Genomic DNA, 16,049 nt, shown 5'->3' on the forward strand with positions numbered 1-16,049 from the left:
TTGCGAGCGTAGCGCGGCAATCCCAAACCTTTGCGATTGCTTCATTCCACTTCGTTGCATTCGCAATGACACATTATAAGTGATTTGCCGAACATGATATAATTCGCAATTCTTAATTCGTAATTGAATTACTTAGAGTCTAAATTCCTCACTAATTCAAGACCACCAATAAATACAATTACGCATGAGTATTTCGCCAATAATGATGTTAACGAGTCCGCGAACATCATTACAAATTACGAATTACGAATTACGATTTACGATTTAGTTAAAATCTTATTCCCAGCTGCCCGTTAAAGCCACGAATAGAATTGTAACCAGCACCAACAAAAACGTTATCAGTAGCACCTACCTGAACACCACCCGAAACTGCAACACCTTTATCCTCTGAATAAAGTCCAACTCCTACATAAGGTGAAATGACAGGCAAACTGATAAATCTCAAAACATCTACTCCCGTAGCACCATCAGGGCCAACTCCTACCTCAATCCCGAAATCTAAAGCCCTAGCACCTACAGCATAGGTTACATCACCATCTTTTCCACCGACTGAAACCCAAGGTTGCGGTATAAGTTGAGCCGATGCTTGACTTGGGGCAAATAAAGCTAGCAAACCGATGGATGTAATAAATGTTTTCGTAATAATCCCTATTTTCACGTTATTCTCCTCCACTAACTGCTGCATTTTAATTTTTTTCTCACAACTACCCTTGCTTCTGCACTATTCTTAACTAGGGTTTGTCTATGATGGCTAATCGTGACGGATTGAACGTCATTTGAGTGCCCAATGATGTCGCCAAACAAGCAAATGCTGTCGCCAAACAAGCAAATGGAGTCGCCCAACAAGCAAATGCTGTCGCCAAACAAGCAAATGGAGTCGCCAAACAAGCAAATGCTGTCGCCAAACAAGCAAATGGAGTCGCCAAACAAGCAAATGGAGTCGCCCAACAAGCAAATGCGATCGCCAAACAAGCAAATGGAGTCGCCCAACAAGCAAATGGAGTCGCCAAACAAGCAAATGCGATCGCCGAACAAGCAAATGCGATCGCCAAACAAGCAAATGCGAATGAGAAAGATATGATTAAATTATTAAAAACTTACTCAAAGGTGGATATATCCCTCAGCAAACTAGGAATTTCCCCTTGAGAGAAAGGAAACTCCAGCAAGGTTTCTCTAAGACCCAGATACCCAGATTCAGCAAACGACAAAAGCATTCGTGAAAGTGCTAGCCAAACCTCCGGTTCGTATTCCCAATCACGATAACGCGAAGCTTTACCAGCAATTGAACGTAGCGCCCAGAAATAAGAGTTCCGCACCACCGAACCACCCTTCTTAAACTCTGGCACATCTTCGTGGTGGATAAAAAGTATTTTATTTTCGATTCTGGCTCTCATGTCAATTTTAGATTTAAATGTCAAGTAGGGTGCATTTAGGCTTTAGCCTAACGCACCATCTTGAACGGCAGTGCATCGTCTTTGCCAAAAAGATCCTCTTTTCTCTGTGTTCTCTGTGCCTCTGCGGTTTAAAAGTTTTTTATTGAACCACAGAGGCGCAGAGAACACAGAGAGAAAATCAGAGATTTTACACCTAAAAATTAGCGCTTAAACCCACACGGAAAGTAAATCCAGGGCTGTATATGCGATTAACTCGCTCATATTGCTCACCCAGTAGATTTTCTAAATAGACTGTCAATCCTAAATTGCTAGTTAAAGGTACACGACCGGTCAAATCTAAATTCACGAAAGATGGTGCAAAATCTGTACTCTTATTATTGGCAGCGAAGATGGATCTACGAGCGCCACTATTGTAGGTAACATACAAGTTAGCCTGCCATCCCGCATTTTCATAACCTACACCAGTTTGAAGTACAGAGTAGGGAATTAAACCTAACTGTAAACCTCTCTCTGTACCTGTTTTTATTTGAGCATCTGTATAAGTGTAGTTAAGGAAAGTTGACCAGCCTGGGGCAATTCTTAATTGCAAAGCTGCCTCTAAACCATTGGTATCCACTAGTCCAATGTTTTCCCATCTGTTGGCGATGACTCCCAAGCGATCGCTTATACTACTACCAAAGTAAGTAAACTGTCCAATTAGATTTTGAGAAAAATTAACATCTACTCCTGCACTCCAAGTAGAGCCAGTTTCCGGGCTTAAATCAGGATTAGGTATCCAATTATGAACTGTATCATAAACATACAACTGATCTAACCCAGGATTGCGTTGTGCCCCTGCCCAACTTCCACGCACTGCTATTATTGGTGTGACAGCATAACGTAACCCAAGACTAGGGTTGAGATAATTTCCAAACTGGCTATCAAAGGTTTGCCTCAACCCTAAATCTATCAGAAAATTATCGCTAATATTCCAAGTATTGACAGCAAATAAAGCCGTATTAAACAAACTCCGATCTTCCTTTTCGTTTCCCGCAATCCTATTAGGATCTGTACTCAAAACATCACCGATTAAATCGGTGTTTTTCAAATCTAATCCCCAGCGCAATTTATTATTAGAAGTAATTTTCCACTCATGATCGACTCTGGCTGTAAGTTGTTGTGTATCTAAAGACCCTCTCCGATAAAATGATGCTCCTGTAGGGCCATAAGTACTAAAATAATCTTGGTTATAACCAATTGAGGTTGTCAGATTAGAGCTTTCGCCATTACCTAGTCGAGTTTTCCAAGATAAGCCAATGTTTAAACCATCGTGGTCTAATCTATCTCTTTGGAGAGGAAACCCAAAATAAATTAAGCCGCGACGACTGCTGAGTACAGTAACATCTAAATTCAAAGAATTTTTCTGATCTAAATCTACTCCAATGCTACCAAAGTAGGTACTTGTAGCTGTGTCTGCATTGAATAAAAATCCCTGTTCATCACGATTTGCTGCACCTAGAGGGACGCGGTAACGGTTATCTATAAAGAATCTTTCAAAGCTAAAGTTGTATTTGACATTATCAGATGAACCACCATAAGTTACTTGTTGATTATTTAAACTTAATGAGCCAAATTCTGCACTAGCGTTCAATTTAGGTTTGCCATAACCTTCTTTGGTGATAATATTTACAACTCCCCCAAAAGCAGAGGAACCAAATAGAGCGGAGGCAGTACCGCTATATAATTCCACTCTTTCAATCGCCTCTACAGGAATACTATTTAAATCAGTGCCACCATGATAAATGTTGACATTATTGTTAATTGGTCTGCCATTAATTAAAAATACAGATTGATTAATTGAAGCTCCCCGATAGTATGTACCTGTGTGAATATCTGCACCATGACCTACATCATTGATTGCAAAACCAGGCATTCGTTTCAAAATATCGGCTAAACTTGCAGCGCCTTGCTTTTTAATTTCTTCTTGATCAATTACGTAAGTTGGAGTAGATTGAGGTAGGTTATCTGGTTCTGCGATCGCTTCTATAATAATGTCTGCATCATCTGTAGAATCTGGTGTTTCTACCTGAGTTTCTTCTGGATTAACTTCAATCGGTACAGATTCTTGAGTTAATAATTCGGCATTAGTAGCGGGTAGCTCAACTTCACTCAAACTCGGAATATCTAAAATGACTTCGGTCAATTTATCAGTATTTCTCTGCTCAATTTCACTCTCAGCAGCAAAGCCAGGGAACGCTATCAGTAAACTCCCAAAAGCAACTGTTAGCAACAAAAAATCCTTTTTCACGTTCTCTTTCACACCAAGTAAAAACAGTCACCACGTAGCATTGTTGCGGTAATGGTAAAATCGTGTCAAAAGACACGCTGTCATATTTCCCCAGTTAAGATGAGACTGTTGGTCAATTCACTATGTGTTAAACCCCAGAGCGATCGCATTGGAACAAGGCTAAGAGGCAAGAGAAAATTCGACCCCTAATGATTTAGAGCCATGTAAAGAGCTTACGCTGTGGAAAGCTGAGGCAACAGTGAGGGTTTAAAATCCTTGCTTTTTAGCGTTAGTGCATCCTACTATAGATATAGTTGCCTTCTCCGTTAAATTTTTCAAACTAAAGGAATAGAGATTTCTATTACTAATGATAGAGCAGATAATATTAGTAAAAGGTTAAATTATAATATTGATGATTTTAACGAATTATTAGTAACTTCAAATTTTAACTAATTATTCAAAAAAATCAAAGTCAATTATTTACCAAAAAACTAATTATTCAAGATTAACTTATGTATGTAGCTTTATGGCCGGGGAATGTATATCCTTTAGGCGCAACTTGGGATGGTAAAGGGACAAACTTTGCTTTATTTTCGGAAAATGCAACAGGGGTAGAGCTTTGTTTATTTGATAACGATGACGAAGAAATTCGTATACCTCTGACAGAAAAAAACAATTTTGTTTGGCACGGTTACTTACCAGGAGTTGGCCCAGGTCAAAAGTATGGGTTTAGGGTGCATGGGATGTGGGCACCGGAGGTAGGTCATCGATTTAATCCAAACAAACTATTAATTGATCCCTACGCTAAGGCAATTGACGGTGAGTTTAGTAACGATCCAGCTGTCTTTGGCTACTCTCTAGATGCTGAGGAAAAAGACTTAGTTTTTTCGGAACTAGATGATGCCAAAATAATGCCCAAGTGTGTTGTCGTCGATCAATCTTTTGATTGGGAAGGCGATCAACTGCTTGGTACACCTTGGTATAGAACTGTTATTTATGAAACTCACGTCAAAGGTTTTACTAAACTACATCCAGCTATTCCAGAAGAGTTGCGCGGCACTTATGCCGGGTTAGCGCATCCTGCTGCAATTCAACATTTACTGCAATTAGGAATTACAGCAGTTGAGTTGATGCCAGTACATCACTTTCTATCTCATCCGGGACATTTAGAAGGAAAAGGATTAAGCAATTACTGGGGCTACGATTCCATCAACTATTTTGCTCCCTATTCTAGTTACAGTGCTAGTGGGACTGTGGGAGAACAAGTCACTGAATTCAAGCAAATGGTCAAAGCACTACATTTTGCCGGAATTGAAGTGATCTTAGATGTAGTCTACAACCACACTGGCGAAGGAAATCATTTCGGGCCAACGCTATCTTTACGAGGTGTTGATAATTCTGTATATTACCGTTTGGTAAAGGATGATCCTCGCTACTACATGGACTTTACAGGCTGCGGTAACTCTCTGAATGTGCGTCATGCTCAAGTTCTGAAGTTAATCATGGATAGCCTGCGCTATTGGGTAATAGAAATGCATGTAGATGGTTTCCGCTTTGATTTGGCCTCGGCGCTGGCGCGGGAATTATATGAGGTAGATAACCTATCAGCTTTCTTTGATATTATTCATCAAGACCCAATCTTGGCAGATGTGAAGCTTATTGCTGAACCTTGGGACTTAGGAGAAGGTGGCTATCAAGTCGGGAATTTTCCACTGCGTTGGTCTGAGTGGAATGGTAGATATCGGGATACAGTTAGAGATTTTTGGCGTGGTGTAGATGATAGTTTAGGACAATTTGCCTATTGTTTTACCGGTAGCCCTGACCTATATCAAACAAACGGGCGCAACCCAAATGCAAGTATTAATTTCATCACTGCTCATGATGGTTTTACATTAAATGATTTGGTCAGCTACAACGAAAAGCATAACGAGGCAAACGGGGAAGACAATAGAGATGGTGAAAGCCATAATAGATCATGGAATTGTGGAGTAGAAGGTGAAACTGACGATCCAGAAGTAATACGTTTGCGTGAACGGCAACGACGAAACTTCTTAGCAACCCTAATGCTATCTCAAGGTGTCCCAATGCTATTAGAGGGAGATGAAATTGGCTGTAGTCAAAAAGGAAATAATAATGTCTACTGCCAAGACAATGAAATTTCCTGGCGGCATTGGGACTTGCATAAAGCAAACGCGGATTTACTAGACTTTACACGCGAACTAATTAATTTTCGCCATCAGCATCCAGTATTTCGACGACGTAAATGGTTTCAAGGTCGCCCCATTCACGGTTTAGGCATTAATGATATTGCTTGGTTTAATTCTGATGGCAGTGAAATGACAGAGAAGCAGTGGCTAGTTAGTTATGCCAAAGTAATGGAGATTTTCTTGAATGGGCAAGGAATTTCCACTCCAGGCGATCGTGGTGAGCGGATTATTGATGAAAGCTTTTTGCTATTTTTTAATGCTCACTACGAGTTAATTGAGTTTGCTTTACCCAATGAATTTAAAGATAAGATATGGGAAATAGTAATTGACACTAATGAGCCTCGCTTCTTAGATCGGGGAAAATTAGTTTCAGGCTCTCAAACTGTGCCAGTCACAGATCGCTCTTTGATGCTGTTACGCCTTATTAGTTAAGTTAATGGGCGTAAACTTGCAAATGAAACGGAGCAATCCTAGAGACTTTGCACTTGCTTCGTTTCGCTCGCAATAACATCTTATATTTAATCATGTCTACCTACTTAACTTGTATGTTTAAAAAACGCTATAACGATTTTTATCGCCTCTCCTCATTGCCATAATTTAAGTTCCTATATGAGCATTTGTTAGATTTAAATACAAGTATTCAGTTTAACCGAGATGAACTCGTTGAAGTGTGATCTCGGTTCTATTGGTAATATGATCTCAATCTGGGTTGAGATATTTTTTAATCTGCTTCAGACACTCAAATTTCCATAAGTGCGCTCTTTAGGGGCTAGATATATTCGGTTTCATAAGCAATTTAACCTCCCAAAGGTGAAAGGTAATAAGCCTCAAAGCAATTACGAATTAAGTTAGCATTGAGAAAACTGGAAGCTTTGCAAACACAATAGAAGGCAATAATTTATGATCCAAGCCTTACGCAAACTAGTTACATTTGATGAATTTGTTGCTAAATATCCTGACAACACAGGAGAACGTTATGAGTTGCATGATGGAGTAATTGTAAAGATGCCGCAACCTACAGGCGACCATGAAGAGATAATTGTATTTTTAGTCCAGAAATTTCTTCTAGAATATAGTCGCATCAGTCTACGCTACGGCATCCCGAAAACAGTACTAGTAAAACCGCTTGAAAATGAATCTGCTTACTCACCAGATGTGCTGATATTAAATCTTCCCAATTTAATAAATGAACCTCTGTGGAAAAAACAATCTACTGTAAGCCAAGCGGAGTCAATACCTTTAGTAGTTGAGGTAGTGAGTAGCAATTGGCGTGATGATTATTTAAAAAAAGCTGCTGACTATGAGGCTGTAGGCATCCCAGAATACTGGATTGTAGATTATGCTGCTTTAGGCGGTAGGCGATTTATTGGCAACCCCAAACAACCAACTGTCTCGCTCTACACTTTAATTGAGGGAGAATATCAAGTTAGCCAGTTTCGAGGTAGCGATCGCATTATCTCACCAACTTTCCCCGAATTAAATTTAACCGCCGAACAGATTTTTCAAGCAGGTGCATACTCTGTATAGCTTTGACAGTTATAGACGATATTTGTGATCGCAATCTCTTCAGTAAATCAAAACTTTTTTCGTCGGCAAATCTCTTTCTTTGGTTCTCATTTTGCAAATACTCTTAATCCAAAGCCGATATATCAGCATCCTATTTGATAATTTCAACAAATATAAAATTAGCGGGACAAAAAGCCCCACTAATTGTTAATTTTGGAAACTAGATTTTAGTTTACTTCCAATCCTTATCTGCTTGTGAAAGCACATAAGCAGTTACATCTTCAATCTGGTTAGCTTTTAAACGATTGCCAAAAGCAGGCATGGCATTTTTACCTTTTGTAACTTGAGCGATAATCGCCTCCTCTGAGTACATACCATACTTTTCTAAAGCTTCCTTCTTCAGGTTTTTCGGAGCTTGAACCAGATTTTTACCTCCTGCGTGACAAGAGGCACAATTAGCACTAAATACTTTAGCTCCACTAACAGCATCTGCTGCCAATGCGGGACTACTGAAGGCAAAGGTGAAGATTGCTATGCCTAACAGCATGATTGTAATCATTTTTTTCATTTCGTGTTCTCTCTGCAATAACAGCTTATTCAGTGCAATATCTATCCTCCATAATTGTCAGTTGAGCCGCTGCCATAGTCAAATGACAAGTTGTCAAAGTTTGCTTTATTAAATAAAGTTTTTGGATTTTGAATTTTTGGGGTTTAAATTTAGTGTTGTTACTTAGTAGCAATATCTAACAAGGTGCTTCTCTACGAAATATCAAGACTTTCCTAAATCAGTCGTGAATAATAAGATCCCCGACTTCTTTGAGAAGTCGGGGATCTTAACTTATCGATTTCTACAACTTATTTAGGATTGCTATATAAAGAATTTTAGAAAAATAAAAAATAAAAATTTAAGGATGAAATATTAAAGAATAAAATTGTCCTGTTTCATCCTTTATACTTCATCCTTTGTTTTTATTTAACAGTTCCTAATTGAATAAGCGCATCTTCTGTAACGCGACAAATTCGCCAATCATCTAATATTGATGCTCCCATACTACGGTAAAATTCTTGGGCTGACTCGTTCCAATCCAAGACACTCCACTCTAACCGCCCACAATCACGTTCTACAGCTATCTGGGCTAATCTAGTCAGGATAGCTCTACCAATACCTTGTCTGCGATATTCTGGTAAAACAAATAAATCTTCTAGATAAATTCCTGGCTTAGTCAGAAATGTTGAATAATTATGAAAAAATAGGGCAAAGCCAACAGCTTGACCTTCAGATTCTGCTAAGATTGCCTCTACATACCTCCGTGAACCAAATAAATGCTCCTTAAGTGCCAGAGCATTACCTGCGATCGCGTGAGATAATTTTTCATACTCTGCAAGCCCCTCGATTAGTTTAAACAGTACGCTGTAATCAGCTGGTTCAGCAAAACGCACAATCAAATTGCTACCCGAAGTCATTAGTCTATAGTCCATAGTTTATAGTCCATAGTCTATAGGCAACTGGGCAATTTTTCTTGAGAATGACTAAACTAAGGCCGAAACAAAGTACAAAACACCCGGCTTTTGCGAATTGCAAAGCTAATTAAATCAACGAATTCTACCAATTTTGGATTTTAGATCGCACTTGAGTGCGGTGAAAGCGCAATTTGGATTTCGGATTAAATGTCTTTGCTAAAGACTGTTCCATAAATCTCAAACAATACTACTTATCCTAATTTGGTATTATCAGTGATTGTGGGGTTAAATTTTTAGATTAACCAACCTTTTAAACGTTTAGCTATGTGAGGACGACGCAATTTCCGCATAGCTTTGCTTTGAATTTGACGGACTCGCTCACGAGAAAGATTGAACATATTGCCAACTTCCTCTAAGGTACAGGGTTCGCTGGTTGTCAAACCATAGCGCAGAGAAATCACATCTTTCTCCCGTGGAGTTAACACGTCACCCAAGACTTCCCAAATCTCCTGACGCATCATGTTTTCATTCATTTTTGCTTCTGGAGACAAGTTGTCTTCATCTTCTAGCAAATCCATCAATTCTGTGTCTTCTTCTTTACCGACACGGTGATTGAGAGAAAGTGCTTGTCGCCGTAATTGTTGTAGTTGACGTAGTTGTTGAACACTTATTTCTAAAGCTTCTGCCATTTCACCTTCGGTAGGATTGCGACAGAGTTTTTGCTTGAGTTCCCGTTGTGCTTTTTTCAGCTTGTTAAGCTTTTCAACAATATGAATAGGTAGCCGAATTGTTCGCGCATCGTTAGCTATAGCTCTGGTAATAGCTTGTCTAATCCACCAATAAGCGTAAGTAGAAAACTTATATCCTTTATCGGGATCAAACTTTTCTGAAGCGCGATTTAAACCCATTGCTCCTTCCTGAATTAAATCCAGAAAAGGCACTCCCCGATTCAGATAGCGCTTGGCAATAGATACTACCAATCTCAGGTTCGAGCGAATCATTTTGCGTTTCGCTACTCTGCCTTGATACAAGCGACTTTCTAGTTGCTTTTCTGTCATTTCTAGCTCAGAAGCAACTTCTAGTTTACTGGGTTCCTGTCCCAGTTTTAACTCTAAAGCAGCTTGTATTTCTCTGACTTCTTCTACAAACCTGACTCGCCGCGCTAACTCTACTTCTTCATCAGCTTTTAACAACGGATAACGTGCCATTTCCTTAAAAAATGCGCCGACAGCATCATCATGCTCGGTTTTGTTATATCCCGAAGGACGAGCCGCCGCCATGTGATCTCCATCACGTTCGTCTGATTCCAGGTTTTCTACTACAATTGGAGCTTCTTCTTCTGCTACTGCATTTAGACTATCGAGTGATGGTTCTTCAATATCAGCAGCATTCTCCAGTATTTCCATTGTTCCGAATTCAACAATATTCATAGCTTCCTTTAGGGATTGTTGCTTTGTTTGGTAAATAATTTAGTTGCACCTACTCGTTTGAGGCTTGGTAGTTTTCCCTAATGGACGATGCACTAGTTTATATAGCGAAATACAGGCTGAGACTAATTTATCTACATAAAAAAATTGGCATCTACCTAGGATATATGGGTTGCGGTTAGATACAACCTATAATGAAACTGGTCTTAGCACCTAACAAAACTTTATTCTCAGACTCCCAACAGATATATTCTTCATTTTTTTCTGAATTATCAAATATGTCAAATCCCCCTCAACCTTTCTCAACCTTAACAAATATAAAAATCTCAGCTAATCATCGCTTTTTCTTAAACTTTCATATATTTTTCTAAATATTTATAATCTCTTAGGTGTTAGAAATCACTAATTAAAACTAAAACTTCCTACTGCGGTTATGCATTTCTGATTTAAAATTATCGACATAATACAAATTACAAGAATAGCAGCTTAATTTCCGGATGTTCTTATTTGTATAAAAGCATCTCATATACACAAAGGGTTGAATATCTACCGATAGGCGGAAAAAGGCTACTCCCTATTTAGTAGATAGAGTAACTGTTACAGCAAGAGCCGACATCCTTTTATTTGTATAGTGGGTACCAAATATTTATTGCATTTATAGTTGATACGAATTTGTCTAGTAGATTACATAAGAGGAAAATTATCAAGTATTATGAAGGATAACAGTATTGAGAAATACCATTTAAGTCTAAAGAAGCAAAAAATTAGAGTTTAGTTAGCTAGGCTCATATTGACCAGCTTGGTGAGGGAAATATCTAATTATAAAGTCAGAAACTATGTATATTAATGACGTAAATTTATCTCCTTTAGTGGTGGCCCAAGCTAGTGAATCATACCATTTAGATACAACTCTTAATCGGTGGGTTGAAGTACTGGTAGACTGTCCAGGAAGTACAGGACTATTTACTTATCGGTTGCCAGCCCAGTTAGAAATAAAACCAGGGGATATTTTAAGCGTGCCATTTGGGGCACAACAATTAGGAGCGATCGCTATTCGGTTACTGGCACAACCAAATTTTAATTTACCACCAGAAAAAATCCGGGAAGTAGAAGATATAGTCAGTGTTGGGTTTTTTCCTAGTGCTTATTGGGAATTACTCAATCGAGTTGCTGCATATTACTATACGCCCCTGATTCAAGTAATCCGGGTTGCGCTCCCACCAGGGTTGCTGGGGCGATCGCAGCGTCGTATTCGCCTTGTTGGAGATAGAGGGGCAGGGGGACTCGGGGCCCCCTCTGGGGATAGGGGGAAGAGGGGGCAGGGGGCAGGGAAAAGTAGCTATTTATTGGTATCTCCTGATCCTTCCGCTTTTTTGACTCCAACTGCGCGGCAAGTTTGGGAACTTTTGCAAGGGCAAGCGGCGGGGGATTACAGTTTTATCTACCTCCAACAAAAAGTTAAATCTGCTTATCGGGGAATTCGAGAGTTGTTGCGATTTGGTTTAGTAGAAAGCTATTTAGAACCGCCACGACTAACTCGGCCAAAGCTACAAAAAGCAGTTACCCTCACAGGTACAATTGATGACGACTTAACTAATCGCCAAAAAGAGATTTTAGAAGTGCTGCGACGACATAATGGGGAGTTGTGGCAAACTGAATTGTTGCAAATTTGCAATGCTAGTTCTTCTATCCTCAAAACGTTGGCACAAAAAGGTTACATTGTTGTTGAAGAACGGGAAATATTGCGAACAGAACAAGGCCCAGCTTTAGTAGGTGATGGTGCTAAATCTTTAACTACTGCTCAAGCTAGCGCTTTACAAACAATCCAGACACTAGATGGATTTGCTCAAGTTTTATTGCATGGGGTGACAGGTTCAGGAAAAACCGAAGTATATCTGCAAGCGATCGCACCCCTGCTCAATCAAGGCAAATCCGCTCTGGTTTTAGTCCCAGAAATTGGACTTACACCCCAGCTAACCGATCGTTTTCGCGCCCGTTTTGGCAACAAAGTCAGCGTTTACCACAGCGCCCTCTCCGATGGTGAACGTTACGACACTTGGCGGCTTATGCTCACGGGAGAACCTCAAGTTGTAATTGGTACTCGCAGCGCCGTTTTCGCCCCTTTACCAAACTTGGGTTTAATTATTTTAGATGAAGAACACGATAGCAGCTTTAAACAAGATTCACCCATACCCACCTACCACGCCCGCACCGTTGCCCAGTGGCGAGCCGAATTAGAAAATTGCCCCTTGGTGTTGGGTTCCGCGACACCTTCGTTGGAAAGTTTGGTGAGCGTGAGGGAGTTAGGAGGGAAGGGGCAGGGGGCATATTATTTAACTTTGCCTGAGCGTGTCAACTCCCGCCCTTTACCGCCCGTGGAAATAGTCGATATGCGGCAAGAGTTGCAGCACGGAAATCGCTCTATATTTAGTAGATCGCTGCAAGCAGCTTTGCAAGAGTTGCAAGAAAGAAAACAACAAGGAATTTTATTTATTCATCGCCGGGGACACAGTACTTTTGTATCTTGCCGTAGTTGTGGATATGTGATGGAATGTCCGCACTGTGACGTATCGCTGGCGTATCACCACACTGAAGAAAAAGCGCCGGAATTATTGCGGTGTCATTATTGTAATTATGTGCGATCGCACCCCAAATTCTGCCCTGATTGTAGTTCCCCTTACCTGAAATTTTTCGGTAGCGGTACTCAACGAGTAACACAGGAACTAGCGCGACAGTTCCCACATTTGCGCTTGATTCGTTTTGATAGCGATACCACCCGCAATAAAGGCTCACACCGGACTTTACTCACCCAGTTTGCCAACGGTGAAGCAGATTTATTAGTCGGTACGCAAATGCTTACCAAAGGTTTAGATTTACCACAGGTGACACTTGTGGGCGTTGTCGCCGCCGATGGATTGCTAAATCTATCAGATTATCGCGCCAGTGAACGGGCATTTCAAACCTTGACTCAAGTCGCTGGACGTGCTGGTAGAGGTGACGATCCAGGTAGGGTGATTGTGCAGACTTATACTACAGAGCATGCAGTAATTGCCGCAGTGCGATCGCACGATTATCAGTCTTTCTCTCAAGCCGAGTTAGAACAACGCCAAGCACTCAATTATCCCCCTTATGGGCGGTTAATTTTATTGCGTTTAAGTAGTCTCGACCCCATTCAAGTGCAAAATACGGCGCAAATTATTGCTACAGCCTTGAATACAGAAGAAGAATTTGAGATATTGGGCCCAGCACCAGCGAGTATTTTACGGGTAGCTAATCGTTATCGCTGGCAGATATTGATTAAATTTGCTCCCGAGGCATTGCCACAATTGCCAGATTGGGAAGAAGTGCGATCGCTTTGTCCTTCGTCTGTGAGCTTAACTATTGATGTAGATCCCATCAATATTATGTAATGCCTAGTACCGCAGGGCAAAAGTCAAAAGTTTTGTATATCTAGGCTTTTCAAGTTTTCAAATAGTAGCTTGATTTCCGCCGTGCTGTACTAGTGGTCTGTCCCATTGATTTTGAGGGATAAAAGAACGAACCGCATTCGCGTAGCGTCTCGTTAGAGAAGGACGCAAAGAACGCAAAGTTAAGAGGTAGAGAAGAGAAATTTAAAACTGATTCAGCTATCAAAACTTTTGCGACAGACTATGAGCGATTCTGTTTTAGTACAACTCATATTTCATTAACTGACAGGGTAGAGTTCCGTTGTAAACTGCAATTCGCTTCGATGATTTTAATCCAATCGATTGAGACAGTTCCTTGTTGCCACTTAGAACAAATGCAGTCCAGCCTTTGAAGCGTTGTTTTAACACATCACCCAAAAGTTTATAGAACGCCCCTAAATCAATATCTTGTCCCAGTCGTTCACCATAAGGTGGATTGCAGAATAAAACCCCACTGTCTGCGGGGGCGACAACATCGGCAAGTTCCATTTGAGAAAACCATACATGATTATCAACGCCGCAGTTTTGAGCGTTGTTAATCGCTTGCTCAATTACATTTTCATCGCGATCGCTTCCCCAAATAGGCACAGGCAGGATATCTAGTTGACTATCCTTAGCTTCTTGGAGCAGCTTTTCTAAAAGGGGCAGATCAAAATCAAGCCAATTTTCAAATCCAAAGGACTCCCGAAATAGCCCTGGTGCTATGTTAAGTGCCTTTAAGCTAGCTTCTAAGGGTAAGGTGCCAGATCCACAAAGAGGATCGTAGAACATTTGGTCTGGTTGCCAGCCCGAAAGTTGAAGAAGCGCAGCAGCCAGAGATTCTTTCAAAGGCGCGGCTCCAACAGCAGGACGGTAGCCTCGGCGGTGCAGACTATTTCCAGAACTGTCGAGTTTAACGGTACAAAAGTCGCGTTCAATATGAACATTAACCCGCACATCTGGTTCATGAAGCTCTACATTTGAACGTTCACCCAGATTTTCTTGCTGCTGATCAACGATCGCATTTTTGACTTGGAGAGATGTGAAGTGGGTGTGGTTGAGGTGATCATTTTTGCCCGTGGTATTCACTGCCAGCGTCATTTCTGGTGTGAGATAGTTTGCCCAATCAATGGTTTGAATGCCGCGATAGAGATCCTTAGCATCAAGGCATGGAAACTCATGGATATGCATCAAAATTCGGAACGGTAGCCTAGCCCAGATGTTGACGCGATAAAGTAGGGTGCGATCGCCCTCAAAGGCTACACCGCAAAACCCAGGCTCCACAGAATGGGCACCCAGTTGCTCTAACTCCTGAGCCGCGAGGGTTTCTAATCCGCGAGCAACCGTTGCAAAATAATTCATAATTCGTAATTCGTAATTCGTAATTAATGGCTACTAGTAACTAAATTTATTGGTGGAGAATAAAAAGATTATGCCTTTTTCAGAGCAAGCGATTTTTTGAACTAAAGATTAATCTAAAAATTTCTAAAATCAATCATCGTCTGGCGATAAGTATCTGGCAAACCTGTATCAAAACACTTTCCTTTAACAACATATCCTGTAATTCCCTCTTCCTGACACAATCTATCAAGAGAAGATGTTAACTGAAATTCGCCTCGTTCTCGTAAATTTTGGTTGATGTGTTCTGCTAAAAAGTCAAATATTTTCGGGCTAAGTAAATACAAACCAAATATACATAAAAAATCGTTATCTGCCATTCCCTCTACACGCAAATGTTGTTGTGCATACTCAATCGTAGGCTTTTCATAGAGTTGTGTAACTTCTAAAATCGAGTTTAACTTTTGCCAAACTCCTGTTACACACCCGGCTGTATGAAGAATTTCTGCTGGTTTTGTAGTTAAGCTAACAACGCTTTGATTAACTTGTTCATAAACATCTAAAAGTTGACTAGCACAAGATTTTTGAATATCAGATGCATAAACATGATCGCCCAACATTAGCAAAAACGGTTCATCTTGTACCCAATCTTTGGCACAAAATACTGCATGACCATAGCCTAATTGTTCCTCTTGCAATAAAAACGTAATTTTGCTACCCAAATCTTCGAGATATCGGCTATATTCTTGATTTTGCGGTGAAAGTTTCTTTAGAAGTTCTTTTTTAGGTGGTTTTTTCAATAAATCTTCAAATATTTCTCGATCGTGCGGCTGTACCACAATCCCGACTTCTGTAATTCCAGCACTAATTGCTTCTTCAATAATTGCGATAATCACAGGTTTTGCCCGACCATCTCGATCAATAATCGGGAAAAGTTCTTTTTTCACAACTTTAGTAGCTGGAAACAACCGAGTGCCAAAGCCAGCTACCGGAATCACAGCTTTTCTAACTTGATTTTTTTGCAT

At 40.3% G+C, this 16,049-nt stretch carries 12 protein-coding genes; 4 read left to right on the forward strand and 8 right to left on the reverse strand.

Annotated elements, in window-relative coordinates; translation table 11 throughout:
* Nucleotides 1–268 precede the first annotated feature (268 nt).
* Nucleotides 269–685 (reverse strand): hypothetical protein, encoded by a 417-nt coding sequence (locus H6G97_RS22845; RefSeq protein ID WP_199349558.1) that lies wholly within the window; start codon nucleotides 683–685, stop codon nucleotides 269–271.
* Between the two features lie 95 nt (nucleotides 686–780).
* Between H6G97_RS22845 and H6G97_RS22850 the strand changes: the two genes are divergently transcribed.
* A complete protein-coding gene (locus H6G97_RS22850; RefSeq protein ID WP_190942932.1) occupies nucleotides 781–1,146 on the forward strand; it encodes a hypothetical protein in 366 nt (121 codons plus the stop codon).
* On the opposite strand, the gene H6G97_RS22855 is transcribed toward H6G97_RS22850, so the two are convergent.
* Nucleotides 1,098–1,394, reverse strand: coding sequence for a hypothetical protein (locus tag H6G97_RS22855; protein WP_190942933.1), 297 nt, complete (start codon nucleotides 1,392–1,394; stop codon nucleotides 1,098–1,100). The genes H6G97_RS22850 and H6G97_RS22855 overlap by 49 nt on opposite strands.
* Nucleotides 1,395–1,587: 193 nt before the next feature.
* A complete protein-coding gene (locus H6G97_RS22860; protein WP_190942934.1) occupies nucleotides 1,588–3,681 on the reverse strand; it encodes a TonB-dependent receptor domain-containing protein in 2,094 nt (697 codons plus the stop codon).
* Between the two features lie 491 nt (nucleotides 3,682–4,172).
* Here H6G97_RS22860 and glgX point away from each other — a divergent pair, with 491 nt between their 5' ends.
* Both glgX and H6G97_RS22870 read left to right on the forward strand, forming a co-directional pair.
* On the forward strand, nucleotides 4,173–6,299 hold the full coding sequence (gene glgX / locus H6G97_RS22865) for a glycogen debranching protein GlgX (RefSeq protein ID WP_190942935.1): 2,127 nt from the start codon (nucleotides 4,173–4,175) through the stop codon (nucleotides 6,297–6,299).
* 468 nt (nucleotides 6,300–6,767) lie between these two features.
* Nucleotides 6,768–7,394: a Uma2 family endonuclease gene (locus H6G97_RS22870; protein ID WP_190942936.1), complete on the forward strand. Its 627-nt coding sequence runs from the start codon at nucleotides 6,768–6,770 to the stop codon at nucleotides 7,392–7,394.
* A gap of 211 nt (nucleotides 7,395–7,605) precedes the next feature.
* On the opposite strand, the gene petJ is transcribed toward H6G97_RS22870, so the two are convergent.
* From petJ to H6G97_RS22885, 3 genes are all read right to left on the reverse strand, one after another.
* On the reverse strand, nucleotides 7,606–7,941 hold the full coding sequence (gene petJ / locus H6G97_RS22875) for a cytochrome c6 PetJ (protein WP_190942937.1): 336 nt from the start codon (nucleotides 7,939–7,941) through the stop codon (nucleotides 7,606–7,608).
* 401 nt (nucleotides 7,942–8,342) lie between these two features.
* The gene (locus H6G97_RS22880; protein WP_190942955.1) at nucleotides 8,343–8,837 is read right to left on the reverse strand and encodes a GNAT family N-acetyltransferase; all 495 of its coding nucleotides are present in this window, start codon (nucleotides 8,835–8,837) and stop codon (nucleotides 8,343–8,345) included.
* Between the two features lie 290 nt (nucleotides 8,838–9,127).
* A complete protein-coding gene (locus H6G97_RS22885; RefSeq protein ID WP_190942956.1) occupies nucleotides 9,128–10,300 on the reverse strand; it encodes an RNA polymerase sigma factor, RpoD/SigA family in 1,173 nt (390 codons plus the stop codon).
* A 797-nt stretch (nucleotides 10,301–11,097) separates the two neighbouring features.
* On the opposite strand from H6G97_RS22885, the gene priA reads away from it, so the two are divergent.
* Nucleotides 11,098–13,671: a primosomal protein N' gene (gene priA, locus H6G97_RS22890; protein WP_190942938.1), complete on the forward strand. Its 2,574-nt coding sequence runs from the start codon at nucleotides 11,098–11,100 to the stop codon at nucleotides 13,669–13,671.
* Between the two features lie 255 nt (nucleotides 13,672–13,926).
* Here the strand turns inward: priA and H6G97_RS22895 are convergent, their stop codons facing one another.
* Nucleotides 13,927–15,048, reverse strand: a complete 1,122-nt coding sequence (locus tag H6G97_RS22895) for a THUMP domain-containing class I SAM-dependent RNA methyltransferase (protein ID WP_190942939.1) — start codon at nucleotides 15,046–15,048, stop codon at nucleotides 13,927–13,929.
* 113 nt (nucleotides 15,049–15,161) lie between these two features.
* On the reverse strand, nucleotides 15,162–16,049 hold the full coding sequence (locus tag H6G97_RS22900) for a sugar phosphate nucleotidyltransferase (protein WP_190942940.1): 888 nt from the start codon (nucleotides 16,047–16,049) through the stop codon (nucleotides 15,162–15,164).

It is taken from the genome of Nostoc flagelliforme FACHB-838 (assembly GCF_014698065.1).
Taxonomy (GTDB): Bacteria; Cyanobacteriota; Cyanobacteriia; order Cyanobacteriales; family Nostocaceae; genus Nostoc; species Nostoc flagelliforme_B.